24 protein-coding genes and 1 pseudogene are annotated in these 26,241 nt (G+C 59.4%); 22 read left to right on the forward strand and 3 right to left on the reverse strand.

Going from position 1 to position 26,241, the window contains the following annotated elements; genetic code table 11:
* The first annotated feature begins 63 nt into the window (after window positions 1-63).
* The 4 genes from cls to ACWF8S_RS09040 all read left to right on the forward strand — a co-directional run bounded on the left by cls (window position 64) and on the right by ACWF8S_RS09040 (window position 3,784).
* Window positions 64-1,482, forward strand: coding sequence for a cardiolipin synthase (gene cls, locus ACWF8S_RS09025; RefSeq protein ID WP_447552993.1), 1,419 nt, complete (start codon window positions 64-66; stop codon window positions 1,480-1,482).
* A gap of 35 nt (window positions 1,483-1,517) precedes the next feature.
* Entirely contained in the window at window positions 1,518-2,435 is a 918-nt protein-coding gene (locus ACWF8S_RS09030; protein ID WP_447552994.1) for a LysR substrate-binding domain-containing protein, read from the forward strand.
* A gap of 145 nt (window positions 2,436-2,580) precedes the next feature.
* Window positions 2,581-3,498: a YihY/virulence factor BrkB family protein gene (locus tag ACWF8S_RS09035; RefSeq protein ID WP_447552995.1), complete on the forward strand. Its 918-nt coding sequence runs from the start codon at window positions 2,581-2,583 to the stop codon at window positions 3,496-3,498.
* Between the two features lie 10 nt (window positions 3,499-3,508).
* Window positions 3,509-3,784, forward strand: coding sequence for an acylphosphatase (locus ACWF8S_RS09040; protein ID WP_447552996.1), 276 nt, complete (start codon window positions 3,509-3,511; stop codon window positions 3,782-3,784).
* Here ACWF8S_RS09040 and ACWF8S_RS09045 read toward each other — a convergent pair.
* Entirely contained in the window at window positions 3,781-4,728 is a 948-nt protein-coding gene (locus ACWF8S_RS09045; protein ID WP_447552997.1) for a D-2-hydroxyacid dehydrogenase, read from the reverse strand. The two genes, ACWF8S_RS09040 and ACWF8S_RS09045, sit on opposite strands and share 4 nt — an antisense overlap.
* A 186-nt stretch (window positions 4,729-4,914) precedes the next feature.
* On the opposite strand from ACWF8S_RS09045, the gene ACWF8S_RS09050 reads away from it, so the two are divergent.
* The 14 genes and pseudogenes from ACWF8S_RS09050 to ACWF8S_RS09115 form a co-directional block, all read left to right on the forward strand.
* Window positions 4,915-5,238 (forward strand): FmdB family zinc ribbon protein, encoded by a 324-nt coding sequence (locus ACWF8S_RS09050; protein WP_447552998.1) that lies wholly within the window; start codon window positions 4,915-4,917, stop codon window positions 5,236-5,238.
* Between the two features lie 61 nt (window positions 5,239-5,299).
* Window positions 5,300-7,081, forward strand: coding sequence for an aspartate--tRNA ligase (aspS, locus tag ACWF8S_RS09055; RefSeq protein ID WP_447552999.1), 1,782 nt, complete (start codon window positions 5,300-5,302; stop codon window positions 7,079-7,081).
* A 69-nt stretch (window positions 7,082-7,150) separates the two neighbouring features.
* Complete coding sequence (gene ruvC / locus ACWF8S_RS09060; protein ID WP_447553000.1) at window positions 7,151-7,702, forward strand: crossover junction endodeoxyribonuclease RuvC; 552 nt, start codon at window positions 7,151-7,153, stop codon at window positions 7,700-7,702.
* A gap of 97 nt (window positions 7,703-7,799) precedes the next feature.
* The gene (gene ruvA, locus ACWF8S_RS09065; protein WP_447553001.1) at window positions 7,800-8,408 is read left to right on the forward strand and encodes a Holliday junction branch migration protein RuvA; all 609 of its coding nucleotides are present in this window, start codon (window positions 7,800-7,802) and stop codon (window positions 8,406-8,408) included.
* Window positions 8,409-8,452: 44 nt separating this feature from the next.
* On the forward strand, window positions 8,453-9,490 hold the full coding sequence (ruvB, locus tag ACWF8S_RS09070; protein ID WP_447553002.1) for a Holliday junction branch migration DNA helicase RuvB: 1,038 nt from the start codon (window positions 8,453-8,455) through the stop codon (window positions 9,488-9,490).
* Window positions 9,487-9,912, forward strand: a complete 426-nt coding sequence (gene ybgC, locus ACWF8S_RS09075) for a tol-pal system-associated acyl-CoA thioesterase (protein ID WP_447553003.1) — start codon at window positions 9,487-9,489, stop codon at window positions 9,910-9,912. Before ruvB ends, ybgC begins: the two co-directional genes overlap by 4 nt.
* Before the next feature lie 102 nt (window positions 9,913-10,014).
* Complete coding sequence (gene tolQ, locus ACWF8S_RS09080; protein WP_447553004.1) at window positions 10,015-10,695, forward strand: protein TolQ; 681 nt, start codon at window positions 10,015-10,017, stop codon at window positions 10,693-10,695.
* A gap of 11 nt (window positions 10,696-10,706) precedes the next feature.
* Window positions 10,707-11,141 carry a protein TolR gene (gene tolR, locus ACWF8S_RS09085; RefSeq protein ID WP_447553005.1) on the forward strand — a complete coding sequence of 145 codons (435 nt, stop codon included), beginning with the start codon at window positions 10,707-10,709 and terminating at the stop codon, window positions 11,139-11,141.
* A gap of 13 nt (window positions 11,142-11,154) precedes the next feature.
* A complete protein-coding gene (gene tolA / locus ACWF8S_RS09090; RefSeq protein WP_447553006.1) occupies window positions 11,155-12,363 on the forward strand; it encodes a cell envelope integrity protein TolA in 1,209 nt (402 codons plus the stop codon).
* Window positions 12,363-13,649, forward strand: a complete 1,287-nt coding sequence (gene tolB, locus ACWF8S_RS09095) for a Tol-Pal system beta propeller repeat protein TolB (RefSeq protein ID WP_447553007.1) — start codon at window positions 12,363-12,365, stop codon at window positions 13,647-13,649. The genes tolA and tolB overlap by 1 nt, the downstream gene beginning before the upstream one ends.
* 61 nt (window positions 13,650-13,710) lie before the next feature.
* Window positions 13,711-14,268, forward strand: coding sequence for a peptidoglycan-associated lipoprotein Pal (pal, locus tag ACWF8S_RS09100; protein WP_447553008.1), 558 nt, complete (start codon window positions 13,711-13,713; stop codon window positions 14,266-14,268).
* A 47-nt stretch (window positions 14,269-14,315) separates the two neighbouring features.
* The gene (ybgF, locus tag ACWF8S_RS09105) at window positions 14,316-15,128 is read left to right on the forward strand and encodes a tol-pal system protein YbgF (protein ID WP_447553009.1); all 813 of its coding nucleotides are present in this window, start codon (window positions 14,316-14,318) and stop codon (window positions 15,126-15,128) included.
* A 20-nt stretch (window positions 15,129-15,148) separates the two neighbouring features.
* Window positions 15,149-15,910, forward strand: a complete 762-nt coding sequence (locus ACWF8S_RS09110) for a YciK family oxidoreductase (protein WP_447553010.1) — start codon at window positions 15,149-15,151, stop codon at window positions 15,908-15,910.
* A pseudogene (locus ACWF8S_RS09115) lies at window positions 15,898-16,086 on the forward strand (YciK family oxidoreductase); the annotation flags it as partial. The gene ACWF8S_RS09110 and the pseudogene ACWF8S_RS09115, both read left to right, overlap by 13 nt.
* Before the next feature lie 18 nt (window positions 16,087-16,104).
* Here ACWF8S_RS09115 and ACWF8S_RS09120 read toward each other — a convergent pair.
* On the reverse strand, window positions 16,105-16,809 hold the full coding sequence (locus ACWF8S_RS09120) for an HAD-IA family hydrolase (RefSeq protein ID WP_447553011.1): 705 nt from the start codon (window positions 16,807-16,809) through the stop codon (window positions 16,105-16,107).
* Window positions 16,810-17,553 carry a bifunctional 2-polyprenyl-6-hydroxyphenol methylase/3-demethylubiquinol 3-O-methyltransferase UbiG gene (ubiG, locus tag ACWF8S_RS09125; protein ID WP_447553012.1) on the reverse strand — a complete coding sequence of 248 codons (744 nt, stop codon included), beginning with the start codon at window positions 17,551-17,553 and terminating at the stop codon, window positions 16,810-16,812.
* Between the two features lie 217 nt (window positions 17,554-17,770).
* Here ubiG and ACWF8S_RS09130 point away from each other — a divergent pair, with 217 nt between their 5' ends.
* The 4 genes from ACWF8S_RS09130 to tamB all read left to right on the forward strand — a co-directional run bounded on the left by ACWF8S_RS09130 (window position 17,771) and on the right by tamB (window position 26,237).
* Window positions 17,771-19,060, forward strand: coding sequence for a nucleotide sugar dehydrogenase (locus ACWF8S_RS09130; RefSeq protein ID WP_447553013.1), 1,290 nt, complete (start codon window positions 17,771-17,773; stop codon window positions 19,058-19,060).
* A 9-nt stretch (window positions 19,061-19,069) separates the two neighbouring features.
* Window positions 19,070-19,891, forward strand: coding sequence for a hypothetical protein (locus tag ACWF8S_RS09135; protein WP_447553014.1), 822 nt, complete (start codon window positions 19,070-19,072; stop codon window positions 19,889-19,891).
* Window positions 19,892-19,955: 64 nt separating this feature from the next.
* Window positions 19,956-21,809, forward strand: a complete 1,854-nt coding sequence (tamA, locus tag ACWF8S_RS09140) for an autotransporter assembly complex protein TamA (protein WP_447553015.1) — start codon at window positions 19,956-19,958, stop codon at window positions 21,807-21,809.
* 9 nt (window positions 21,810-21,818) lie between these two features.
* On the forward strand, window positions 21,819-26,237 hold the full coding sequence (tamB, locus tag ACWF8S_RS09145; RefSeq protein WP_447553016.1) for an autotransporter assembly complex protein TamB: 4,419 nt from the start codon (window positions 21,819-21,821) through the stop codon (window positions 26,235-26,237).
* The last annotated feature ends 4 nt before the right edge of the window (window positions 26,238-26,241 follow it).

The raw sequence follows: 26,241 nt of genomic DNA on the forward strand, positions 1-26,241 counted from the left end.
TCTTGCGGGGCTTTTGCGCATATGAAACGCTTCAGAGGGAGTATGTATGGCGGGGAAAGTGTAATGACCTCATGGTTGATCGGTACGGGCATTATGCTCATTCACCTGTTGGGCATGGTCTCGGCCGTCATGGCGCTGATGTCGAGTCGCACCTCGCAAGGCGCGGTGGCCTGGATAATGTCGCTTTTGACATTTCCCTACATTGCGCTGCCCGCGTACTGGTTCTTTGGACGCCCGCGCTTTTATGGCTACGTGACCGCCCGAGGCGCCAAGGATAACGTGCTCAGACGCGTACTCAGGCGCTATCGCAACAATATGAAGCCGCACATTTCCTTGCCCGCGACGCCGGATATTCAAGCGGTAGAACAATTGGCCATGATGCCCCTGACCAAGGGCAACCACGCCGAGCTTCTGATCGATGGCAAGGCTACTTTTGAAAGCCTGTTTCAGGGGATCGATGATGCCAAGGATTACCTCTTGCTGCAGTTTTTCATCGTGCGAGACGACAGATTAGGTAAAAGACTCAAGCAGCATCTGATGGATGCGGCTTCGCGCGGTGTACGCATCTATTTTCTCTACGACGAACTGGGCAGCCGCAAGCTTCGAGATAGCTATTTCAAGGAGTTGGCCTATGAAGGCGTGGAAATCAGTGCCTTCGGGTCATCCCGGGGGTTCAAGCACCGTTTCCAGCTCAACTTTCGTAATCATCGCAAGATCATGGTGGTCGATGGCAAGAAGGGGTGGGTAGGGGGATTTAACGTCGGCGTGGAGTACATGGGGGAGGACCCGCGCCACGGCCCTTGGCGAGATACTCATCTGGCGCTTCAGGGCCCTGGGGTGCTCGGCCTGCAGGAAGCCTTTTGGGAAGATTGGCACTGGGCCACCGGCGAAGTGATCACTCTCAATTGGCATGCAGAGAATCACGCGCAGGAAGACCATCAGGTCGTCATCGTACCTTCCGGCCCGGCAGACAAGCACGATACCGCGAGCCTGCTGATTCAACAGCTCATTCACAGCGCCAATGACAGGCTGTGGGTCACGAGCCCTTATTTCGTACCGGACCAGGGTGTACAGGATGCGCTCAGGCTGGCGGCAATGCGCGGGGTCGATGTGCGAGTGATGATTCCCGAGCGACCTGATCATTTACTGGTCTTTTTGTCTGCCTTTTCCTTCTTGCCGGACATGTTGCGTGCCGGTGTAAAAATATACCGTTATCTTCCTGGGTTTCTCCATCAAAAAGTCATTCTGATCGACACCGAGGCCGCCGCAGTTGGCACGGTAAACCTGGATAATCGCTCGTTTCGGCTCAATTTCGAAATCACGGCGTATATCCCATCACCCGATTTTGCCATCAGCGTCAGCCACATGCTGGAAGAGGATCTTTCAAAGTGTCGGCGTATCACGATCGATGAAATCAATAGTCGGCCGCTTTGGAAAAAAGTCGTCTCACGGGCTGCCTACTTGACCGCACCCATTCAATAGCATTAAACAAGACGTTGCCGTACAAGGAGTTTCGGGTGAATCTAGAAACCAAATGGCTCGAGGATTTTGTTGCTCTGGCCAATACGCGTAGCTTCTCGGCCTCCGCCCGGCAGCGCCACGTTACCCAGCCTGCCTTCAGCCGACGTATCCGCGCGCTGGAACAGGCCATAGGCACCACTCTGGTCGACCGTTCGACCACTCCCATCGGATTGACATCAGAAGGCCAGCTTTTTCTGGTGACCGCGCGCAATCTCGTCGAGCAGTTGAACGAATCCATGAGCCATCTGCGCGGTCTTTCGATCGCCAATGAGGCATTGGATATCGTCGCCGCGCACTCGCTTGCGCTCAGCTTTTATCCGCCGTGGATCTCCCGGTTGCAAAAAGGGGTAGGGGAGCTGCCCACACGGCTGGTGGCCATGAACGTGGGTGAGGCGATTCATGTGTTGCGCGAGGGCAATTGCGATCTGATGCTGGCCTATTACGACCCCTTCGCTACCATGCAGCTGGACACCAAGGTCTTCCCCTCGTTTTCCATCGGTAACGTGAAAATGTTGCCGGTGTCGCTGGCCGACAGCGATGGCAAGCCGCTTTTCACCCTCGATCAGCAGGACCCCGTCCCTTATCTGACCTATAGCCAAGGCGCTTTTCTGGGGCGAAGTGTACACATGGTACTCAAGAACGACCCGTTACGAATGAAGTTGCGCACGGTTTATGAAACCGCCATGGCTGAAGGTTTGAAAGGCATGGTATTGCAGGGCGTCGGCATCGCCTGGATTCCTGATTTCTGCATTCGTGAAGAGCTCAAGAGCAAGCGCTTGGTCAGGGCAGGTGGTGAACATCTCGATATCCCTCTGGAAATTCGCCTTTACCGCTGTTCTCTGGTGCATAAACCTGGGGTCGAGCGCCTCTGGCGGCAGATGATGAAGCTACCACGGGACTTCCTGCAGGCCTGAGCACTAAAACTGTCGCCGATGGTAACCCTCTTGACGTAAGACGATGAACACTGCGCGTCGGTCTATAGTTAGGTATGCTGTTGAAGTCACTTAAGCGCTCACCTTAAAAGGGCGCTCCATAAAAGTATTTTGCAAGGGAATCAATATGCTGAAACGTACGCTAATGTTTTGGTGGAAAGTAGTGCAGGACGCCATTTCACTCTGGCTTGAGCGTAACGCCTTTAGCTACGCAGGCTCTCTAGCGTTCTATACGCTTTTTTCATTAGCGCCGACGATAATCATTGCAGTGACGGTGATCGGTATCGTGCTGGGCGAGGACGCCGCTCAAGGGCAGATCGTGGCCCAGTTGCAGGGAACACTGGGAGTAGACGCCGCCTCCGCCATCGAGCAGGCCGTGGCTCAGTCGCGTATCGAAGAGTCAGGACTTCTGCCCACGCTTTTAGGCTTCGGCGCGTTGCTGGTAGGGGCGACCACGGTGTTTGCCCAGATGCAGTTTTCGCTGAATACCATCTGGGATGTTACCGCCAAGCCTACTTCCAACAGTGCCTTCATCTTTATCAAGACGCGGCTTCTGTCGCTTACCGTGGTGCTCGCGATCGGCTTTATCCTGCTGGTATCGCTGGTGTTGGGCGTTGTGATTCGTGGCATGCTCCAGGCGGCCAACTACCTCGTTCCGTACATGAGCTTTTTTACCACCACCCTTGAATCCCTGCTCTCGCTTGCCATGGTGACACTCTTGTTCGCGACCATATTCAAGGTACTGCCGGATGTCGTGCTGCGCTGGCGTGATGTACTGATCGGGGGGCTGGTGACCGCCATTCTATTTACCATCGGGCGCAATCTGATTGCCATCTATCTGGCCTATACCGCCACTGCTTCCACCTATGGGGCGGCAGGTTCGGTGGTCATGGTGCTTTTGTGGGTCTATTACAGCTCGCTCATTCTACTCTTTGGAGCGGCGTTCACCCGCTCGTTGCTGACCCGCCGCGGCCATGCCATCACACCGCGCAACAGTGCAGTCCTTGTAAGACACGAGTTTGTCAAAGAACCTGACAACGTCTAGGGAGAACACCATGACCATGCAAGGCGTCCGCGCTCTTGTGACCGGAAAGGTGCAAGGCGTCAACTACCGCAGTGCCACCCAGAAAAAAGCGCGTATGGAAGGGATTACCGGACATGCTCACAATCTGCCCGATGGCCGGGTCGAGGTGCTGATGTGCGGTGAAACCAGCGCCGTTCAAGCGCTTGGCGAGTGGCTCTGGCAGGGGCCTGAAAACGCACGTGTCACTGATGTCACTCTGGAAGAGGTCAGCGACACGTACGTGGCGGAAGGCTTCACAACCGGCTAGGCGCGCTCTTTCCATGACGTGATGTTCTGGGCGGTCAGACGAATAATATTCTGCCGAGCCTCCGGCGTGATCCAGGCGTTGTGGGGTGTGACAATCAAGTTGAGTGCCTCCCCCTTGGCCAGCGCGTCCAGAAGCGCGTGACCTTCCCGGGGCGGCTCCTCAGGCAGTACATCGACGGCCAGGCCCCCGATTTGACCTTCGCGCAGCGCGTCCAGCGCTGCGTTTTCATCGATAATGCCACCCCGGGCGCAGTTCACCACCAAAAGTGATGACTTCGCGCGTTCCAGGCGCTGCTTGTTGAGCAGGTGCCGGGTATCCTCATTGAGCGGGCAGTGCAGGCTGATCACATCGGCCCTGGGTAACAGCTCATCCAGGCCTGGGCGCGTGTCGTCTGCCTCGGAACCCGGGCGGGCGGCAAAATTCACGTGCATGCCAAAGGCCTCGGCCAGACGGGCCACTTCCGATCCCAGCTCCCCCTGGCCGACCATGACAAGCTCTTTACCGGCCAGTTCCAGCGTAGGGTAATCCTGCAGGCAGAAAAAAGGGCTTTGCTGCCATGCCCCCTGGGCGACATCCTGCTGATAGCGAGGCAGCCGGGCGGCCAGGGTAAGCATCAGCATCAACGTGTGCTGAGAAACGCTGGCCGTGCCGTAAGCGGTGACGTTTTTAACTGTAATATCGTTTGCCTTGGCGGCTTCGAGATCGATGTTGTTCAGGCCGGTAGCCATTACGCAGATCAAGCGAAGAGACGGGAGGGCATTCAAGAGCTCGCGATCAAGCTTTACTTTATTGACCAGCACCACCTCGGCGTCTTTCAAACGCTCATACGCCTGTTCTGGCGTGGTCTGATCATGAATCTCCAGGTGCGTGACACATTCGCGAATAGCGGTGAAGTCAATCTGAGGACCCATGCTTTGAGCATCGAGCATTACCGCATTGGGCATTTTATTCTCTCCATTTAGCGCCGATGGCCGCTTGGCCTTGCTCGGCAGGGGGCACAAAAGGGTATAATGGGTCGCTTAACTAACCGCAGTCTTGGAATTTATTCCGACAGGCCACATAGTGTCACGATCCGCATTATTCGGATTGTCAATGTCCTGTCTGAGTCGAGCTTTTCAGGAGCCATCAACATGCCCATCTACGAGTACGAGTGCAAGGCCTGCGGTCATCGCATGGAAAAATTACAGAAAATCAGTGCGGATCCCTTGAAGCATTGCCCTGCGTGCGAGGGCGACGCTCTCGAGCGTCTGGTTTCGGCGGCGGGTTTCCGTCTGGCAGGCGGCGGATGGTACGAAACAGATTTCAAGACCGGCGGCAAGAAGAACCTGGCGGCAGATAGCCAGCCGACTTCTTCTCCTGCCAAAGGCGAAGGCGGCGCGTCCAAGGACGCCGGCACTTCAAAAGACAGCTCTTCGAGCAGCGGCTCTTCAAAAAACAAGGGTGCCGCGGCGTAGCCGCGCCTTTCAGGGCCAAGCCCGCGACACCTTATTGCCACGTAACAGAACAGGATGAAACATGCGCAGCCATTATTGCGGCCAGCTTAACGAGACATTGGTGGATCAAACGGTCACCGTTTGTGGATGGGTGCACCGTCGCCGTGATCACGGCGGGGTTATTTTCCTCGATATGCGCGATCGCGACGGCATCGCTCAGTTCGTTGTCGACCCGGATACCGCTGAGGCGTTTGCCACTGCCGACCGCGCCCGTAATGAGTACGTGCTGCGTATTACCGGCCGCGTTCGGCTACGCCCGGAAGGAACGCAAAACGCCACCATGCCCACCGGCATGGTGGAAGTGCTGGCCAAGGAGGTCGAGGTTCTCAACACTGCAGCCACACCGCCTTTTCAGCTCGACGAACACGGCAAGGTGGGCGAGGAAGTACGCCTCAAGCACCGCTATATCGATCTGCGCCGCCCGGACATGATCGAGAAGCTTCGTCTTCGCTCGCGCATTTCCCACACCGTGCGGGCGTACCTGGAAAACCAGGGCTTTCTGGATATCGAAACCCCGGTGCTGACCCGGGCCACGCCGGAAGGCGCACGTGACTACCTCGTGCCCAGCCGTACCCATGCCGGCAGCTTCTTTGCGCTTCCCCAGTCACCCCAGCTTTTCAAGCAGCTTCTGATGGTGGCAGGCTTCGACCGTTACTATCAGATTGCCAAGTGTTTCCGCGACGAAGATCTGCGCGCTGATCGTCAGCCCGAGTTCACCCAGATCGATATCGAGGCCTCGTTTGTCGAGGAGGACGATATCATGGGTATCACAGAATCGATGATCCAGAAGCTCTTCCAGGAAGTGCTGGAGGTCGAGTTGCCCGAGTTCCCGCGCATGACCTGGCAGGAAGCCATGGACCGCTTTGGCTCGGACAAGCCCGATCTGCGTATCCCGCTCGAGCTGACCGACGTGGACGATCTGATGAAACAGGTCGACTTCAAGGTCTTCTCGGGCCCGGCCAATGCCGATGACGGCCGTGTGGCCGCGCTCAAGGTGGCCGGCGGCGCCAAGCTTTCACGCAAGGAAATCGACGAGTACACCAAGTTCGTGGGTATCTATGGTGCCAAGGGCCTTGCCTGGATCAAGGTCAACGAACGCGCCAAGGGCATCGACGGCCTTCAGTCACCCATCGTCAAGTTCATGGAGAACGTGGTCGAGGAGCTTCTGGATCGCGTCGGCGCCGAAGATGGCGACATCATTTTCTTCGGTGCGGACAAGATCCGCATCGTCAACGAGGCCATCGGCGCGCTGCGCGTCAGGCTCGGGGCCGACCTGGCGCTTTACACCAAGCCCTGGGCGCCGCTGTGGGTGGTCGACTTCCCGATGTTCGAAGCCGACGACAGCGGCCGCTTGAGCCCGCTTCACCACCCGTTCACGGCGCCGTCCTGCTCGCCGGATGAGCTCAAGGCAGACCCGGCCAAGGCGCTCTCTCGTGCCTACGACATGGTGCTCAACGGCACCGAACTCGGCGGCGGCTCTATCCGTATCCACGATCAGACCATGCAGCGCAGCGTGTTCGAGATTCTGGGTATCGGTGAAGAGGAAGCCCAGGAGAAGTTCGGCTTCCTGCTGGACGCACTTCAGTACGGCGCGCCGCCCCATGGCGGCCTGGCGTTCGGACTCGACCGTCTGGTCATGCTGATGGCCGGTGCCAAGACCATCCGTGAAGTGATTGCCTTCCCGAAAACCCAGAGCGCGGCGTGTCTGATGACCGATGCACCGGGCGAGGTGAGTGCCGATCAGCTCAAGGATCTCAACATTCGTCTACGCCAGAAGGCCAAGGCCGAGACCGCCGGCGAATAACCCGGACGGTCAAGGCAAGCTCAAACACCGGCGTTCGCGTCGGTGTTTTTGTTTTCATGAGGTATCACCATGGATGAGCGGCTCAAAAGCCCACTCAGGCGCATCCTGGGCATCGACCCGGGGTCGCGGATTACCGGCTACGGCGTTATCGAACTGATAGGCACCAAGCCCCATTATATCGCCAGCGGCTGTATTCGTACCGCTGACGGCGCCCTTGAACAGCGCCTGGCCCAGATTTATGCAGGGCTTTCCGAGGTGGTGGGCCTGCATCGGCCGACCGAGGTATCGGTAGAGCGGGTGTTCATGGCCAAGAATGCCGACTCCGCCTTGAAGCTTGGCCAGGCTCGCGGGGCGGCGCTGGTGTGCATGGCCAACCATGGACTGAGTATTGCCGAGTACGCCGCCCGTCAGATCAAGCAGGCAGTAACCGGTCAGGGAGGAGCGGACAAGTCCCAGGTCCAGCACATGGTGACCGCCATTCTGAACCTGTCGGCCACGCCCCAGGCAGACGCCGCGGACGCGCTGGCGATCGCGTTGAGCCACGCCTACGCCGGTCAGAGCCTGGGAGCGGTACCGGCGCGCGCTACCACGCGCCGCTCCAGCGGACGCTGGCGTCTGTAGCCATTGGTCACGCGGACTACTGGTCATGTGTACAGAGTCGTCATATAGTAACTACCTGTTTTAATAACCCTCTGACTTACTCGTAATAGGGCATTCTATGATTGGTCGTCTAAGCGGCGCGCTACTGGAGAAACACCCACCTTGGGTGGTGATCGACGTTCACGGGGTGGGCTACGAACTCGAGACGTCGATGAACACCCTCGTCGCTCTGCCGGCCCCGGGCGAGAGTGTCTCGCTGTACACCCATCTAACGATTCGAGACGACGCCCATCTGTTGTATGGCTTCGCCCGAGAGCATGAGCGCGCGCTTTTCCGAGCGCTGATCAAGGTCAATGGTGTAGGCCCCAAGCTCGCCCTGGCGATTCTTTCAGGGATGGACGAGGACGCCTTCATGCGCTGCGTGCGTGACGATGACAGCAAGGCGCTGACCAAGCTTCCCGGCGTGGGCAAGAAAACCGCCGAACGCTTGATTATCGAAATGCGCGACCGTTTCCCCGAGTGGGAGCAGGGTCAGTATGCGCCGCTCGCTCTCGAAGCCGCCAATGGCCAGCCCGCACCCCGTAATAGCCTGGCCGATGCTGAAGCTGCACTGGTAAGCCTGGGCTACAAGCTGACCGAGGCCTCCAGAATGCTGGCTGACCTTGATCCACAACAACCCACGGAAGCGCTGATCAAGGCGGCGCTGACCAGGCGCATGGGAGGCTAGATGCGTTTCTACCGGGTAATGACTTCAGGCACTGACGAGTTTTTATGCTAGAACACGACCGGCTTATTGCCGCCGCCCCCGAACAGGGCGAAGTGCGTATCGACCACGCCATTCGTCCCAAGAAGCTTCAGGATTATATCGGCCAGCCCCGGGTACGCGAGCAGCTGGAAATCTTTATCGGCGCGGCGCGCCTTCGCCAGGAAAGCCTCGATCACACGCTGGTCTTTGGTCCGCCCGGCCTTGGCAAGACCACGCTTGCCAACATCATCGCCACGGAAATGGGGGTAGGGCTTAAATCCACTTCCGGCCCGGTACTGGAGCGCGCCGGGGACCTGGCCGCCATGCTGACCAACCTGGAACCTGGCGATGTACTGTTCATCGATGAGATCCACAGGCTCTCCCCGGTGGTGGAAGAAGTTCTCTACCCCGCCATGGAAGATTTTCAACTCGACATCATGATCGGGGAAGGGCCCGCGGCGCGCTCGATCAAGCTGGATCTGCCGCGTTTCACGTTGGTAGGCGCCACCACTCGAGCAGGTCTTTTAACCTCGCCGCTACGGGACCGTTTCGGGATTGTGCAGCGCCTGGAATTCTACAATCTCGAGGAACTGACCGAAATCGTCACGCGCTCGGCCCGGCTCCTGGAGGTTGAAACCGATCGTGCCGGCGCCGTCGAAGTGGCAAGACGCTCCCGGGGAACGCCGCGTATCGCCAATCGTCTGCTGCGCCGCGTACGCGACTACGCCGATATCAAGGGCAACGGCACCGTTAACGCCGCGTTGGCCGACGCCGCGCTCAATATGCTAAACGTGGATCATCACGGGCTGGATCACATGGACCGCCGTCTGCTGCTGGCCATGATCGACAAGTTCGACGGCGGGCCGGTCGGGGTCGACTCCCTCTCGGCCGCCATCGGCGAAGAACGAGATACCATCGAAGATGTGATCGAGCCTTACTTGATTCAGCAGGGGTTGATGATGCGCACCCCCCGCGGTCGGATGGTCACGCGCCAGGCCTGGCTTCACTTCGATCGGGTGCCTCACGAGCAAAGCATCGATGTAGAAGGAGAGCGTCGTCCATGAGCGTCTTTTCGGCAAGCCATACCTTCACCATGCCGATACGCGTCTACATCGAGGATACCGACGCCGGGGGCATCGTGTACTACGTTAACTACTTGAAGTTCATGGAGCGCGCGCGCAGTGAATGGCTAAGGGAATTAGGCCTCAACCAGCAAACGCTGCTGGACGAGGGCACGCAGCTAGTGGTATACCGCTTGGCCTGTCACTACAGCAAACCGGCCCGGCTTGACGATGCGTTGAGCGTGGCGGCGACGGTTGAAAGTATTGGCCGCTGCCGTATGGTGTTCGAGCAGCATATCTGGCGGGCAGAGGAACTCTTGTGCCGGGCGACAGTCGAGATAGCCTGCCTGGACGGCCAGACGCTGCGCCCCAAGGCATGGCCAAAGGCATTTCATTCGCTCAAGGTCGTAAGCGCTCGTTCGTGAGCGGCCGTGAACGTAAATCAACGGGTTCTGGATTCGTTTCAGAAACCACACAGGCGCGTTAGCGCTGACTGACTGATGAGGGCAACTGTGAACGATAACACCATGTCCATCCCCCACCTGATAATGAGTGCCAGCACCATCGTGCAGCTGGTCATGTTGCTGCTTGTGGTGGGGTCAATCCTCTCATGGGTGGTGATTTTCCAGCGCAGTATCGCCCTACGACGTGCCAAGCGTGAGTACAGCCAGTTTGAAGAGTCGTTCTGGTCAGGGGTGGATCTCAACGAGCTCTACCGTGAGATTCCGGCCGACGACCCCCGCCACGGCGCCGAACATATCTTTCAATCCGGTTTCCGTGAATTCAATCGGCTGATGCCCAAGACCCGCAACGCCGACAACATTCTGGAAGGCGTTCAACGCAGCATGCGAGTCGCCTGGTCCCGGGAAGAGGACCGCCTGACCCAACATCTTACCTTTCTGGCCACCGTTGCCTCGGCAAGCCCCTATATCGGTCTTTTCGGCACCGTATGGGGCATCATGGGCTCGTTTCAGGCGCTCTCACTGACGCAGCAGGCAACGCTTGCCACCGTCGCGCCCTGGATTGCCGAGGCGCTGATCGCCACGGCCATGGGGCTTTTCGCCGCCATTCCTGCGGTTATTTTCTACAACCGCCTCTCCAACGATGTCGCCAGGCTTTTGGGTAAATACGAAGACTTTGCCGAGGAGTTTCACGCCATCTTGCATCGCAATCTACAGGGTCGCGATAGCAGTAAAAGCGTCGGCTAAGGGAGTTCGCCATGAACGGGCCATTCAATCGCGGCGGCAATAAAAAATTGATGGGGGAGATCAACGTCGTCCCCTTTATCGATGTCATGCTGGTACTGCTGGTCATCTTCATGATCACCACACCCATGCTGACGCAAGGCGTACAGGTAGATCTTCCCCAGGTCAGCTCCGAACCCATGGAGAGCCAAGATTCCGATCCGATCATTATTTCCGTCAATAACGAAGGGACCTACTTCATTACCCTGGGTGAGGACACCACGGCGGTATCGCTTGACGAAATGTCCGAGCGCGTCATTGCCATTCTTCAACGTCGTCCGGAGACACCGGTGATGGTTCGTGGCGACCGTAACGTTCAATACGGCCAGATCGTGGTGTTGATGAGTACCCTGCAACGCTCGGGTGTTGCCAACGTCGGACTGCTCTCCGAGCCGCCCCAGGATGCGTAAGGGTAACGCTTCTATGGCCCACGACGCTTTTCGCGACCCCCAGGACGTCGGCTATACTTGGCCGACGATACTGGCCGTTGCGATTCATGTATTGATAATCGCTTTCAGCTTGATCAGCTTGCCCAGCCGCACCGAAGAGCCGGATACCACCTCGATCGTGCAGGCAACGCTTGTCAGTACCGAAACCTTTACCGATCAGGCGCAACAGTCCATCGAACAGCAGGCAGCGCTTGAAAGCGCCTCGGCTCCCGATGTTCAGCCGCCGCCCGAGCCCACCGCCGAACCGGCACCCGCGCCCGAACCCGAACCCGAACCACAGCCGAGCGAAGCCCAAGCTGAAGCCGAGGCCCAAGCCGCGGCCGAACGTGCTCAAGCCTTGGCAGAGGCCGAAGCTGAAGCCGCGCGGCGCGAGCAACAAGCCGAGCAGCTGGCTCAGGAGCAGGAAGCCCAGGCCCGGGAGCGTGAACAACAGGCTCAGCGTTTGGCCGAAGAACGCGCCGCTGAAGAGCAAGCCCGTGCTGAAGCAGAAGCAGCCCGCGCCGAGGCGGCAGCAGAAGCCGAAGCAGCTCGCGCCGAGGCGGCAGCAGAGGCGGAGCGTCAACGCGAAGAAGACGCTCGTGCCGAAGCAGAGGCCGAGCGTCAGCGGGCAGCCGCCGCGGAAGCCGAAGCTGAAGCGGAACGCCAGCGTGAGGAGCAGGCCCGCCAGGAGCGCGAAGCGGAAGCCGAACGTCAGCGTGAGGAAGAAGCTCGCCGTGAACGTGAAGCCGAAGCCGCACGCCAACGTGAAGCCGAAGCGCAGCGTGAGCGTGAAGCAGAGGCCCAGCGTCAGCGCGAGGCCGAGGCCCGGGCAGAGGCAGAAGCCGCCATGCAACGCCAACTGGAAGGTGAGGCGGCGGCAGCCGCAGCCAATGCTCAGCAGGCGCAGCAAGCGGCCAATAACTTTAGTAATCTCGTTAAGCGTGCCGTCGAGCAGGCCTGGATCATTCCCGCCGGGACCGATAGCCTAAGCGCCGTTGTCGGTGTGCGCCTGGGCCCTTCAGGCGAGGTGTTGTTAGTGAATATAGTAACCTCGAGCGGCAACAACGCTTTCGATCAATCCATCGTTCAAGCGGTCGAACAAGCAGCACCGTTTCGTGAGCTCTTGCAACTAACGCCAGAACAGCAGCGAGATATTCGCTCGCGACCGATAAACTTTAACTTCTCACCAGGAGGGGTACGTTGATGCAGACCTTGAGCAAAGTATGGCTGTTTTGTGTTCTGCTGCTGATCAGCAGCGTGGCAAGTGCCAATCTAACAATTGAAATTACCCGGGGCAGCGATCAGGCCCTTCCCATCGGCGTAGTGCCTTTCGAAGGCGGCGAGGGGTTTCCTGAAGATGTAGCACAAATCATTCAGGACGACCTGGAGCGCAGCGGCTTCTTTTCGCCACTCGAGCGTAGCGCAATGTTCGAGCGCCCAAGTCAGGCCAGCGACGTACAGTTCGGCACCTGGCGTTCGCTGGATACACGCTATCTGGTAGTAGGGCGCGCCCAGCAATCCGGTAGCGGCTACCAGATCCAGTTCGAGCTGATGGACATCAGCGGCCAGTCGCGCATGATGGGTGAAACCGTCAATGTGGACGCCAACGACCTGCGGGGCGGCGCACACTACATCAGCGATCAGGTTTTCGAGGCGATCACCGACATTCGCGGTGCCTTCTCGACCAAGATTGCCTATGTCACCGCTCAGGGCCTGGGCGATAACATGCAGTTCGGCCTGTACGTTGCGGATTCCGATGGTCGTCGCAGCCAGCAGGTTCTGACATCGGATCAACCGATCATGTCGCCGGCCTGGTCGCCGGATGGTCGCAAGTTGGCCTATGTTTCCTTTGAAACCGAGCGTCCGGCCATTTATATTCAGGATGTATCGACGGGTCAGCGGGTCCAGGCAACTTCCTTTGAAGGTATCAACGGTGCGCCGGCCTGGTCGCCGGATGGCCGCCGTCTGGCCATGTCGCTTTCCAAGGACGGCCAGCCTGATATCTACGTGCTGGATATCGGTAGCCGCTCCCTTGACCGGGTGACTCAGAGCAACAGTATCGATACCGAGCCCGCCTGGTCGCCGGATGGTCGTAATCTGATCTTCACCTCGGATCGCAGCGGCGGGCCACAGATTTACCAGATGTCGGCAAGCGGCGGTAACGCCAACCGCTTGACCTATACCGGCAATTACAACGCCCGCGCCCGTTATTCGCCCCAGGGTGATCAGATCTTCTTGATCCATCGCTCAGACCGCGGTTATCAGGTCGCGCGCCAGGAAATCGATGGTGGTCGTTTGGTAGTGTTGAGCGAATCAACGCGGGATGAATCTCCTAGTGTTGCGCCGAACGGGACCATGGTAATCTTCGCTACCCAACAGGGTGGAAGTGGCTTTTTGAGTGCCGTTTCGGCGGATGGCCGCTCGTCATTCAGACTGCCGGCAGCACAGGGTGAAGTACGCGATCCCGCGTGGTCGCCCTTTTTAAATTAAAGTTGAACAACAGAAACAGTTGAACAACAGTAAATTCTGTTTTCAGGCAAGGAGTCTGATTATGCAACTTAAGCCATTGGCTCGCTCTTTAGCAGTCGCTCTATCCATTCTGGCCGTCGCTGGCTGTTCCAGCACCGGCGGCACCCAGGATGGTGACGCTTACGGAAGCCAAAGTGGCAGCACCACAGGTACTGGTACCGGCTCCGGTACTGGCACCAGCGGTACGGGTCAGTATGGTTCGACAAGCGGTTCGGGCGGTTCAGGTGCCGGTCAGCAGGCCGACTCGCGCATTCCTGAAGTACGCACCATCTACTTCGATTACGACCGCGACACGATCAAAGGCGAGTACGAATCCGTGGTAATGGCACACGCCCGCTACCTGCAATCCAACCCCAGCGCGCGGGTGACTCTGCAGGGCCATACCGATGAACGCGGTACGCGTGAATACAACATGGCACTCGGCGAGCGTCGTGCTCGCGCGGTACAGCGTTTCCTGAACATTCAGGGCGTTTCACCGTCACAGATGAGTGTAGTGAGCTATGGGGAAGAGCGTCCGGCGGCCAGCGGCCAGAACGACAGCGCCTACTCACAAAACCGTCGCGTTGTATTTAGCTACTAGACGAATTGGCGCGCGCAAGCGCGCCAATATCGCATCTCGGAGTGAACATGAATCGCAGTCTCAAACGCTTTTTTGAGAGGCTGTGCGGTGCGGGAGCCATTGCGCTCCCGCTGTCCGTATTGTCCCTCACGGCGCTGGCTCAGCAACCCCTGGTACAGGATATGTCCTCGGGCTCCAGCGGTTTTTATCAGCAAACCCAGCGCCAGGAAGCCTCTGGCGGTAATCTGGTGCTGTTCAATCAAGTCGAGGAGCACCAGCAGGAAATCCAGCAGTTGCGCGGCCAGGTCGAAGAGCTCAGACATCAACTGGAACAGTTGCGTCGCCAGTCGCAGCAGCAGTATATCGATATCGAAGACCGGCTGATGAATATCCAGAGCGCGCCGGCATCGGCGCCTGCTCCCGCTCAGCAGGCCGCCCCTCAGGTCGAACCGCAAGCTGCAGAGGAGGTGGTGAACACCTCTTCTGCCAGTAGTAACGTCAGCGAAGATGCCCAGGCCGACTACCAGGCGGCCTTTGCCCACGTGCAGGCCCGCCGGTTTTCCGAGGCCATCGATGCCTTCGATGCCTTCGTAACGGCCCACCCGGACACCAGCTTGACCGCCAACGGCTACTACTGGCTGGGTGAGCTGTACGCCGCTGAAAATGAGCTAAGCGCCTCCGACGAGGCCTTTAGCCGAGTGATCAACGAATTTAACAGCAGCAGCAAGGTGCCCGACGCGCTGTACAAGCTGGGTCTGGTCAAGGCACGCCAGGGCGAACCCGAACAGAGCCGCGAGCTTCTAGAGCAGGTACGCGACGACTATCCACAAAGCAGTGCCGCCGGGCTTGCCAACGATTTTCTCCGCCAGTCTGCCGGTTAATCCTTCCCCCGAGGTTATGCATGACCTGCAAGATCGACTATCAGCCCCCACCTGACCTGTTGAAGGATCGGGTTATTCTGGTTACCGGCGCAGGCGACGGTATCGGTCGAACTGCGGCGTTAAGCTACGCCCGATTCGGCGCCACCGTCATCTTGCTTGGCCGCACGATTGAAAAACTGGAAGCCGTTTACGATGAAATCGAGGCTCAGGGCGGCCCACAGCCGGCAATCTTCCCGCTGAACGTGGAAGGCGCCACGCTGGATGATTTCGATGACATGGCCAGACGGCTGGATAAAGAGTTTGGCCGCATTGATGGCGTCTTGCACAACGCCGGGCTCCTGGGCACTCTCGCTCCGTTTGAAGAGTACGACCCCGAGCTCTGGGAACAGGTCATGCAGGTCAATATCGGTGGCCCGATCTGGATGACCCAGGCGCTCTTGCCACTACTGAATCACTCGGCGGACGCCTCCTTGATATTCACCTCATCAAGTGTGGGCCGTAAAGGCCGTGCTAACTGGGGGGCATACAGCGTTTCCAAGTTCGCGACCGAAGGCTTCATGGAAGTCCTTGCCGACGAGTTCAAGGAGCGCGAACACCTTCGTGTGAACACGCTGAACCCCGGGGCGACCCGCACATCGATGCGCGCAAGCGCCTACCCGGATGAAGACCCGACCACGCTGCGCACGCCCGAGCAGATCATGCCTACCTACCTTTGGTTGATGGGGCCGGATAGCCGTGGTGTGACGGGTCAGAAGATAGATGCCCAGCCGCCCTTCGTGTGAACACGCTGAACCCCGGGGCGACCCGCACATCGATGCGCGCAAGCGCCTACCCGGATGAAGACCCGACCACGCTGCGCACGCCCGAGCAGATCATGCCTACCTACCTTTGGTTGATGGGGCCGGATAGCCGTGGTGTGACGGGTCAGAAGATAGATGCCCAGCCGCCCAGGATATAAGCGGCGTGGGCGAGGCGGTCAAAACGTGGTCAAGCACTCGACCAGCGCCTCGCAGGTTTCAAACCAGACGTCAGCGGGCCAGGTACGATAGTCGTCCTGCTCGCTGATATAGCCATAACCTACTGCAATCGCCGTCATGCCCGCGGCTTTCGCTGCCTCGATATCCCGGCGGTGATCACCCACGTACCAGCACTGCGAAGGATCGATATTCAGCCGTCGCGCGGCTTCCCAAAGCGGCTCGGGTTCGGGCTTTTTCACGCTCAGGTCATCGGCGCACAAAAGTGCTCCGGGCTCGAGCGACAGCGCCTCGAGCAGCGGCAAGGTGTAGCGGCGGGGCTTGTTGGTCACGATTCCCCAAAGCTTTTCTCGGGAGTGCCAATCAGCCAGCCACTGGTCCAGTGGTTTGAACACCTGACTGTGAACCGCCACTGCCTGCTCATAGGCTTCCAGCAGATACTCGCGTGCACGGGCGTGTTCATCAGTATCGGCCTCAAGGCCCGTGGCCAGGGTGACCAGCGCGCTGCCGCCGTTGGAGACTTCGCGGCGGATCTGTTCAAAGGGCAGGGGAGCCAGGCCGTGGTACTGCCTTAACACATTGGTGGCAGTGGCCAGATCCGGGGCGGTATCTACCAGCGTGCCGTCCAGGTCGAACAGAATCGCTACCGGCGCGGGAAGTTCTTGCGTGGCGTCGCTAGGAGCGGCCTGGATCTTGATATGCGACATTCAGTGGCTCACCCGGCGACAGTACATCATGTAATTCACCGACACATCGTGAGCCACCAGCTTGTAGCGTCGCGTCAGCGGGTTATAGGTAAGGCCGGTTTGCTCGCGTACCTCCAGACCTGCCTGGCGCGCCCAGGTGGCCATTTCCGAGGGACGAATGAACTTCGAGTAGTCGTGAGTGCCCCGGGGCAGAAGATTGAGCACGTACTCGGCCCCCACGATGGCAAAGGCGTAGGATTTGGGAGTTCGGTTGATGGTCGAGAAGAAGACGTAGCCACCCGGGCGCACCAGCTTGCAGCAAGCGCGAATGACGGATGCCGGGTCAGGCACGTGCTCGAGCATCTCCATGCAGGTCACCACATCAAATGCACCCGGCGACTCCTCGGCCAGGGTTTCGACACTCACGTTACGGTAGGCTAGTGTCACGTTCTGGTGCTCGGCGTGTACCCGAGCCACACCCAGCGGTGCCTCGCCCAGGTCGATACCGGTCACTTCGGCGCCCCGGCGTGCCATGGACTCGCTCAAGATACCGCCGCCACAGCCCACATCCAGTACCGTCTTGCCGGCAAGCCCGGCCCGGGCATCGATAAAGTCCAGACGTAGTGGATTGATATCGTGCAGTGGCTTGAATTCTCCCTGCTCATCCCACCATTGGCTGGCAAGTGCTTCAAATTTCGCCACTTCCGCCTGATCGACGTTGCCTTTATAGCGCTCAGCAATGCTATCCTGAGGTGTCGCTTGCATGGTGTCACTCCCTTAATCTTGTCAGCACGAGGTTTCGCAGGGGGGAGACATGTAAACTATATGGATCAAATCCGTTACATTGAGCAACAAGGTGGCATCCACCCCCGAGTTTTGTATTATTGCATTCTACCTACTACTGAAGCGAAGCGCATGAAAAGGAACGCGACATGACTCAAAAAGCCCTGCTTATCCGGCGATTGCGTTGGGGGCATGAATAATGCGCGTACTCCTGCATGGAAGTGAATTAAGCGCTGCCACCGCCGCGGCGGCCCTGGCCTTCGTTGGCCATCAGGTCGATTGGCTCTTGCACGAGGAAACGCCCTGGTCGGTGCTCTCAAGACTGGACTGGCTTCGCCGCGAGCCCGAACTGATGGAACACATCGACCAGGCGCTACAGCACCAGACGCTTCGCATCATCGAGAGTGCCGAAGACGCCGTTCCCATGGACGTGGTATGGCTGGCGTTGTCACCGGGTCAGCGTCGGGCGGCAGATACACTCTTGAGTCATGCGCTTTTTCAGACCCATCGCGCCGTGTTGATCAACAACTCCACCTTTCCAGTGGGCGACACCGAACGCCTGCACGCGCTGATGGGCGAACAGCACAGCAGCGTCGCGCTACCGGATACCCTGGAAGAGGGTCGCGCCTGGGACTCCTTCACACGCCCGGCACGCTGGCTTCTGGGTTGCGATGATGCCCAGGGCGAACAGATCGCCCGGGAGCTTTTACGCGCCTTCAATCGCCGACGCGACGTCTTTCAGCTCATGCCCCGGCGCGCCGCGGAGCTTACCAAGCTTGCCATCAACGGCATGCTGGCTACTCGCATCAGCTACATGAACGAAATCGCCGGGCTTGCCGACACGCTCGGCGTGGATGTCGAACACGTGCGCCAGGGGATGGGGGCCGATACGCGTATCGGATTCGAGTATCTTTACCCTGGCTGCGGCTTTGGGGGTCCCAACTTCTCGCGAGATCTGATGCGTCTGGCCGATGTTCAGTCGCAAAGCGGGCGCTACTCAGCGCTGCTCGAGCAGGTCATGGACATCAACGAACAGAAAAAAGAGACGCTTTTCAGAAAGCTCTGGACGTTTTTCGAAGGCGATCTTGCCGGCAAGACCGTGGCGATCTGGGGGGCGGCCTTCAAGCCCGACACTACGCGGATCGACCACGCGCCGGTTTTGACGCTGCTTGAAGCGCTATGGGCCCAGGGGGTAAAGGTCAAGCTCCATGACCCGGCCGCCACGCCCGCACTTATGGCGCTGCTTGGGGAGCGTGATGACCTGACGCTTTTTACCGATGACCCCTACCAGGCCTGCGAAGAGGCCGATGCGCTGATGCTGGTGACCGAGTGGAAAACCTACTGGAATCCGGACTGGCACCGCTTGGCGGCGATGTTGAGTGCTAAATTAATATTGGATGGGCGCAACATCTTCGATCCTGCCTTTGTAGCGAGCTGTGGCCTACGCTATAGAGGGATTGGGCGCCGCGCCGACCCAACGACTCATTGAGGATACTTCATGTCTGACTCCACCTCGTCCCAGCGTATCGTGCCCGATGTGGACCAAAGCCTGAGCGCCCAACATCTACGCCACCGCCGGGGGCCGACTTTATGGCCGTTGTGGTTATTGTTGCTGCTGATCATGATGCTTCTCGGGGCACTGGCGACAGGTCTATGGTTTGAGCGCGAACGCTTGCTGGGCGAGCTTCGCCGAGTGAGTGGGGAGGTCTCCAACCTGCACGCACGGCTGGAATCCGGCGATACCGATGTCGCGGACTCGATCACTTACATGCAGGCGCAGATGACCACGCTCTTTCAAGAGCAGGAGCAGTTGGCCGTCGCCTTGAACAATACTCGTGAGGAGCTTTACGCCAGTTTGACCGACGGCGAGGAGCAGGTGTCGAGCGAAGCTCTGGGAAAGATGCGCGGCGAGCTCGATTCACTGCGTCAGGCGGCCGAGCTGAACGACCGTCAGCTGGAAGCCGTTCGTTCCTCGCTGAACGCCCTCGAGCAGGCAGGGACGGCCGGCCGGCAGAATCTGGTAGAGGAAGTGGCCTATCTCGAACAGAACGCCACCCAGCGTATCACTGCTCTTGAAGAGCAGCTCAACCGTGAGAACACATCGCTTGAAACCCAGTTCAGCCAGTGGCGCCGCGAGCTTGATGAGCGCATGACCCAGCTTTCAGAAAACGCGCAAGACAATGCAGCCAGCATCGACCAGGAAGCGCTGGACAGCTTGGCCGAGCAGTTGCGTGGCCGTATCAGCGCTCTAGAGAGCGATGTGCGCCAAGTGCGCCAAGCGCAATTAGCGTTTAGTGCTCAGATGGAAATGCTGCGATAATTCAATAAAGGGAAAGGCGTATCATTGCCAAGCGCTACTCATCGCCGGTCAGGAAAGGATACTTATGCAACGTTACCGTCAGCGATTTACGGCGATCCCCGTAGCGCTATTCATGGCAACCCCGTTACTGATACCCAGCTCGGTTGTGTGGGCGGTGGAGGCCACCATCAGTGGCGTCAGGGGTCCGGTCGAAGAGAACATCGATGCCTACCTGCAAAACATCGACGATGAACGCTATACCGATGTTCGCCTGGAGGGCGAGATTCGCCAGCGCACCCAGGAAGCCATGCGCGTATTCGGCTACTACGAGCCCGGCATCACCGTCGATGTCAATCAGACACCGGTGAGGGTACGTATCGAGCCCGGTGCAGCCGTACGCATCGAAGAGTTGTCCATCAATATCCGCGGCGCGGCCCAGGACGATCCGCCGTTTCAGGACGCCTTGGATGAATTTCCCCTGAGTGAAGGCGATGTGCTCAATCACGCCCCCTGGGATCAGCTAAGTTCTGATTTCTCGGGTCTGGCGATCGAGCGCGGCTACTTCGACTGGGGCTTCAGCGACCGGCGCATGGAGGTTCGCCCTTACCTTGAAAGCGCCCGACTCTATATGGATTTCGATAGCGGACCCCGCTATCAGTTCGGCAACACCGTGATCACTGGCAGTCATATCGACCCCGACCGCCTGCGTCAGATGCGAGGCTTTGAAACCGGCGACCCTTATCTTGCCGAATCCGTTGCCCGCTATAGCCAGCGTTTGGGCGAAACCCGCTGGTTCAGCTCGGTAACCGTGCGGCCACGACTGCAAACCGCTCAGGAACTGGTGGTGTCTCCGCCCCGAGGCGGCTCGCCCTGGTTCGACTCGGCCACGGCCTCACAGCCCCAGCGCCCACGTCTTTCCAGCGCCGCGTTCACCAGCGCCTTGAGCATCAGCCAGCCGGGCAACAACCGTCTGCCTATCGATGTCACCGTCGAGCCTGCCGACCGCCATCAGTTTGAAACCGGTATCGGCTACGCCACCGACGTGGGCCCCAGGCTTCGCTTTGGGTGGCAGCAACCCTGGATCAACAGCCTGGGTCACAGCCTGAACCACGACCTTTACATTTCAGGACCGGACCAGCGTTTCACCGGGGTTTACAACATTCCCCTGGAAGACCCGATCCGCGACAACTACCGACTGCAATACGGCATCCGTAACCGCGACGACAACGATACCCGCTCGCTGGAAGGTACCGTCGAGTTCGCAAGGCGCTGGGAGTTCGAAAACCGCTGGGTGCAGACACTCTACTTTCGCACCACCTACGAAGACTTTACCCAGGGCGATCTCTCCGATGAGGTATGGCTCTACTATCCCGGCATTCAGTGGTCACGCACGCGCACAAGACCCGCGCGCTTCCCGGTCTGGGGGGATCGCCAGCAGCTCTCCCTCGAATATTCCGATACCGCCTGGGGCTCGGACGCCCGGTTTGCCCGTGTGACCGGCGATACCGAATGGATTCGCACCCTCAATGCCGATAACCGTTTTCTTGCCCGCCTGAGCATCGGCGCCATCGAGACCGACGATTTCGACAAGATTCCACCGTCGCTGCGCTTTTTTGCCGGGGGTGATCGCAGCGTACGCGGCTACTCCTACGAGAGCCTGGCCCCGCGAAACGACGAAGGCCTGCTGCTGGGCGGCCAGCAAATGCTGACCTCGACCCTCGAGTATCAGCGGCGTGTGCGTGGTGACTGGTGGGGCGCTGCCTTTGTCGATAACGGCAATGCCTTCGATGACTGGGGCCCGGATGACCTGAAGACCGGGGCCGGTCTGGGGGTTCGCTGGGTATCACCGGTAGGGCCCATTCGTTTCGATGTCGCGCATCCGTTCGACGATGACGACAACGACTGGCGTATACACTTCTCTATTGGTCCTGAGTTCTAGGAGAGTACCTTGGCAGACGTTGCAGAAAAGACGCCGCGAACGAAAGAGCGGCTCTCCTCTAGAACCCGTACCTGGTTGGCTATCTGGAGTCTGATAAGGCTTTTAATTCTCGTGCCGCTGTGGCTATTTGCCCTGGTCGCGTTGATATTGGGGGCGGCCCTTTCCCCCTGGGGTACGGAGCAGATTTTCAACCAGGCCGAAAAGCGCGGCTATATCAGCTATGAGTCGCAGTCCGGTGCGCTGCTCGATGCGTTCACGCTGCAGGGCTTTCGACTCGACATGGGCGGTACCCAGATTGCGATCGACGATCTGGAACTCCGCTGGGCAGACGACTGCCTGCTTTCCGGCAGGCTTTGTATCGACACGCTGCGCGCCGAGGGTGTCGATATTCGCTTGAGCGCTGGTCAAGACGAGGAAGAACCGCCCCAGGAGAACCAGGAGCCGCTCAGAATCACGCTGCCGTTTCCCATCGAGCTTCGCGAACTGGTCCTGAACGACACCGCGGTCACCCTGGGTGACGGCACACGCATCACCCTGGCGTCGTTGACCAGCGCCGCCATTGCCGAAGGGCAGAGCGTGCATCTGGCGCCGACCGAGCTGAACCAGCCCCGAGTCTATCTGCCGCCCTCGGAAGGCGTGCGGCTCACCCAGAATATCGACACACCGCTCGAGGCCGCCGGCATCGACGGCGCGGTCGCCGTTCACGCGCCACGCGAAGAGCCCGAGGCGAAAGAAGATGATGGCGGCGGGGTGCTGGTGAGCGAGCAAGGCCGTACGGCGCTTCCCGACATCATGCTCCCGATCGATGTCATCGTCGAAGAGCTCGCCATCAACGACTTCGCTCTCGAGGGCGCCTTCGACTATCAGGTCGAACGGCTCACGCTCGTGGGTTCGGTGGTAGAACACGATGTCGCCATCGATACCTTCTACGTGCTCACCCCGGACGCGGAAGTCGATCTTGCGGGCACTATTCGTCTGGCGGAGAGCTATCCGCTCGATTTGAATCTCGATACCACGCTTTACCTGCCCGAGCGCTTTCCCGAGCTGAGCGATAACACGCTGTCGCTTTCGCTCTCCGGCTCGCTCGCCGAGCTCAGCGGCGAGCTCGACACGCAAGGGCTGGTCAATGTAGTGCTCGATGCCAGCGTGGACGTGCTCGACCCGCGCTTTCCCTTCGATATACGCCTGCAAACCGAACAGCTTCAGTGGCCACTCGCACCCGCAGAGGGTAGCGACGCCGAGCCTCTCACGGTAGAGAACCTGGACCTTCGCGCCAGCGGTAATCTGGAAGCGTTCACGGTGGTGCTTGACGCCGAGGGCATCGAGAACACCATGCTCGAGGCGCGGGTCGATCTCGACGACCCGACGTATCCGTTCGATGTGCACCTGCAAAGTGACCGGTTTCAATGGCCGCTGATCGTTGCTGAAAACGCTGAAACCGACCCCTTCGTGGTACAGAACCTGGATCTGCGCGCCATTGGCGACCTGGAGGCGTTCACGGTGGTGCTTGATGCCGACGGCGTCGAGAACACCCGCCTCGAGGCGCGCGTCGATATCGAAGATCCGACCTATCCGTTCACCGCGTATCTACAAAGCGACCGGCTGCAGTGGCCGCTGATCGCACCGGAAAACGCCGAGGTCGCTCCCTGGGTGGTACAGAATCTGGATTTGCGCGCCAGCGGCGACATCAACGCCTACTCGCTGGAGCTGAACGTTGATGCCGAAGGCCCGGACGTACCGCTTTTGACATTGAACGTGGAGGGCAGCGGCGATACCGGCTCCTTTGGCTGGTCATCCCTTGCCCTTCAAATCGACGAAAGCCGACTGGCAAGTCAGGGGCAGGTCAGCTGGGCTGATGCCATTGCGCTCGAGACGCGAATTCGCCTAGATGACTTCGACCCTTCGCATTTCGTGGACGACTTGAACGGGTCGCTCAACGGCGATATCGCCCTTGGTGTATTACAGCAGGGTAATCGCTGGCTGATCGATCTGCCGGAACTCTCCATCGACGGAGAGCTCCAGGAGTATCCGCTGACCCTTCAGGCAGCGCTCAGCGCCAATACGGACCTTGAAGTCGATATCGACGAGCTGCTCTTTACCCAGGGCGAGAACCGCTTGACGGCCCAGGGTCAGGCCAGCCAGCAGACGCTGTCACTCAATGCCACTATCGCGCTTACCCAGCTGCAGACGCTACACCCCGAGCTTGGCGGCCGCTTGACGGGGGATATCGAAGCACGTGGCAGCCTCGAGCAGCCGCGCATCAACGCAGCACTGACCGGCCAGGGTCTGCGCTTTGCCGACAACCTGGTGGAGCGCTTGACGTTGAACGCCGACGTGACCGGTATCGATGATCCGCGTCTGGATGTGGATCTTACGCTTGCCCAGGTCATTACCGGCGGCCAGACCCTGGAAAGCCTGGCTCTTGAGCTTGATGGGCGACTTTCCCGACACACCCTGACGCTCAACGCCCAAGGCGATGACGCGAGTGCTTTCAGTCGTGCACAGCTTGCGCTGGAAGGGCGCCTTGATCAGCCCGGTCAGCTCTACCAGGCCCAGATAACGCCGCTGGAAATCGATTCCGAGGCCGGTGATATTCGCCTGGAGAGTCCACTGGATCTGCGCTACAACCTGGCCAACGGCCAGGCGCGACTAACGCCTTTCTGCCTGCGCCGTCTGGAAGGGGGGCTGGTCTGCTCCACGGAGACCGTCAACGCCTCGGCGGATCAGGGACGGATGATGCTGACCGTACGCGAAGTGCCCATGGAAATGCTCGAGCCTTTCCTGCCCGAAGACTGGCAATTCGATGGCGACACCACCGCGGATCTGGGGCTTTCCTGGAGCCAGGGGGGGGCGCGCTGGCAGGCCAACGTGCAGCTTCTAAGCGAGCTTGCCATTACCGCCATCAACGATTATGGCCAGCCGGTCCGGCTTCCGGTCATCGATCTGGATGCCCGGGTGGAAGCCAACCAGGCTCAGGCCGAGGCCAACGTTGTGCTGTCACTCTCTGAAGCCGGTCGAATGGCGCTCGATCTCACCATCAATGATCCGATTGGCCAGGGCAGGCTGAGCGGAGAACTTCGCGCGACCAATATCTCACTGGAACCTTACCTGCCGATGGTCTCGCAACTCGATCAACTGCAGGGAAATCTAAACGGCAGCGTGCAGATCAGCGGGACCACCACTCAGCCGGATCTACAGGGTACGCTGGCCTTGCGTGGCGTCCGGGCAAGGGGGCCAGATATTCCCCTGTACGTTCAGGACGGTGAGCTGGCGTTACGATTCGACGGTGGCCAGGGCGATATCAATGGCTTTCTCGCAGCCGAGCGGGGACGACTCAATATCACCGGCGACGCCTATTGGCCCGCCGATGAGCAGTGGCGCATGGGGATCGACCTCAACGCCGTTCAGGAGCCGCTTCTAATCGAGCTGCCCCAGTTCGGACAACTGGAAGCAGCCCCGGATATTCGTATCCGTATCAACCCGGAGCTTCTTCAGATACGCGGCAACGTGGATATCCCCTGGGCGCGTCTCGAAATTGGCCGGCTTCCCGCCTCGGCAATCTCACCCAGTGGCGATGAGATCATCATCACCGAGCGCGAGGATCGCGAAGCCGAGCGCATCGCACGGCTTCGCGCGGCCAACGGGGAAGGGCCAAGCACTACCGACGAACTCGCCCAGACCGGTATCGAGCTTGATATGCTGATCACGCTGACGCTTGGCAGCGATATGCAACTATCCGCCTATGGGCTGGAATCAGGGCTCGCGGGAAGCCTGGAGATTCGCCAGGACAGCGGTGTGCTTCAGCTGTTCGGCGAAGTCAACCTGGTGGATGGTCGCTTCCAGGCCTTTGGCCAGGACCTTCTGATTCGTCGCGGCCAGCTTCTCTTCAGTGGCCCGCCCGGGTTGCCGGTGCTGGATTTCGAAGCGATCCGCAATCCCGAGGTGACTCAGGACGATGTGATTGCCGGGCTCAGGGTCACGGGAACGGCGGAAGAGCCTAACGTGGCGATCTTCTCGGAGCCGGCCATGCCGGAAAACAGTGCGCTCTCGTACGTACTGCGTGGCCGGGCGCCGGATTCCTCGGGTGGCGGTGTCGATAGCGCCTTGACCACGGCCCTGATCGGCATGTCTCTAGGCCGTACCGGCGGGGCGGTCGGCTCGATTGGCCAGGCCTTCGGCATCAATGATCTGACCCTGGATACCACAGGTGCCGGCGACGAGAGCCAGGTCGCGCTAAGCGGTCAGCTCACCGACGATATCCGCATCAGTTACGGCGTGGGAATTTTCTCTCCGATTGCGGAACTAACCTTGCGTTATACGCTTTGGCGTAACCTTTATGTTCAAGCGGTGACCGGGACCAGCCAGGCGGTGGATCTGATCTATACCTTCTCGCGTCGCGGTTCACCGACCATTATCCCACGGCAATAAGAGG

It is taken from the genome of Vreelandella xerophytica (assembly GCF_968048975.1).

What these genes read in the sequence shown, in the direction of transcription:
- cls (WP_447552993.1), top strand. Translation starts at nt 64, where the DNA reads ATGACCTCATGGTTGATCGGTACGGGCATTATGCTCATTCACCTGTTG.
- ACWF8S_RS09035 (WP_447552995.1), top strand. Translation starts at nt 2,581, where the DNA reads ATGCTGAAACGTACGCTAATGTTTTGGTGGAAAGTAGTGCAGGACGCC.
- ACWF8S_RS09040 (WP_447552996.1), top strand. Translation starts at nt 3,509, where the DNA reads ATGACCATGCAAGGCGTCCGCGCTCTTGTGACCGGAAAGGTGCAAGGC.
- ACWF8S_RS09045 (WP_447552997.1), bottom strand. Translation starts at nt 4,728, where the DNA reads ATGCCCAATGCGGTAATGCTCGATGCTCAAAGCATGGGTCCTCAGATT.
- ACWF8S_RS09050 (WP_447552998.1), top strand. Translation starts at nt 4,915, where the DNA reads ATGCCCATCTACGAGTACGAGTGCAAGGCCTGCGGTCATCGCATGGAA.
- aspS (WP_447552999.1), top strand. Translation starts at nt 5,300, where the DNA reads ATGCGCAGCCATTATTGCGGCCAGCTTAACGAGACATTGGTGGATCAA.
- ruvC (WP_447553000.1), top strand. Translation starts at nt 7,151, where the DNA reads ATGGATGAGCGGCTCAAAAGCCCACTCAGGCGCATCCTGGGCATCGAC.
- ruvA (WP_447553001.1), top strand. Translation starts at nt 7,800, where the DNA reads ATGATTGGTCGTCTAAGCGGCGCGCTACTGGAGAAACACCCACCTTGG.
- ruvB (WP_447553002.1), top strand. Translation starts at nt 8,453, where the DNA reads ATGCTAGAACACGACCGGCTTATTGCCGCCGCCCCCGAACAGGGCGAA.
- ybgC (WP_447553003.1), top strand. Translation starts at nt 9,487, where the DNA reads ATGAGCGTCTTTTCGGCAAGCCATACCTTCACCATGCCGATACGCGTC.
- tolQ (WP_447553004.1), top strand. Translation starts at nt 10,015, where the DNA reads ATGTCCATCCCCCACCTGATAATGAGTGCCAGCACCATCGTGCAGCTG.
- tolR (WP_447553005.1), top strand. Translation starts at nt 10,707, where the DNA reads ATGAACGGGCCATTCAATCGCGGCGGCAATAAAAAATTGATGGGGGAG.
- tolA (WP_447553006.1), top strand. Translation starts at nt 11,155, where the DNA reads ATGGCCCACGACGCTTTTCGCGACCCCCAGGACGTCGGCTATACTTGG.
- tolB (WP_447553007.1), top strand. Translation starts at nt 12,363, where the DNA reads ATGCAGACCTTGAGCAAAGTATGGCTGTTTTGTGTTCTGCTGCTGATC.
- pal (WP_447553008.1), top strand. Translation starts at nt 13,711, where the DNA reads ATGCAACTTAAGCCATTGGCTCGCTCTTTAGCAGTCGCTCTATCCATT.
- ybgF (WP_447553009.1), top strand. Translation starts at nt 14,316, where the DNA reads ATGAATCGCAGTCTCAAACGCTTTTTTGAGAGGCTGTGCGGTGCGGGA.
- ACWF8S_RS09110 (WP_447553010.1), top strand. Translation starts at nt 15,149, where the DNA reads ATGACCTGCAAGATCGACTATCAGCCCCCACCTGACCTGTTGAAGGAT.
- ACWF8S_RS09120 (WP_447553011.1), bottom strand. Translation starts at nt 16,809, where the DNA reads ATGTCGCATATCAAGATCCAGGCCGCTCCTAGCGACGCCACGCAAGAA.
- ubiG (WP_447553012.1), bottom strand. Translation starts at nt 17,553, where the DNA reads ATGCAAGCGACACCTCAGGATAGCATTGCTGAGCGCTATAAAGGCAAC.
- ACWF8S_RS09130 (WP_447553013.1), top strand. Translation starts at nt 17,771, where the DNA reads ATGCGCGTACTCCTGCATGGAAGTGAATTAAGCGCTGCCACCGCCGCG.
- ACWF8S_RS09135 (WP_447553014.1), top strand. Translation starts at nt 19,070, where the DNA reads ATGTCTGACTCCACCTCGTCCCAGCGTATCGTGCCCGATGTGGACCAA.
- tamA (WP_447553015.1), top strand. Translation starts at nt 19,956, where the DNA reads ATGCAACGTTACCGTCAGCGATTTACGGCGATCCCCGTAGCGCTATTC.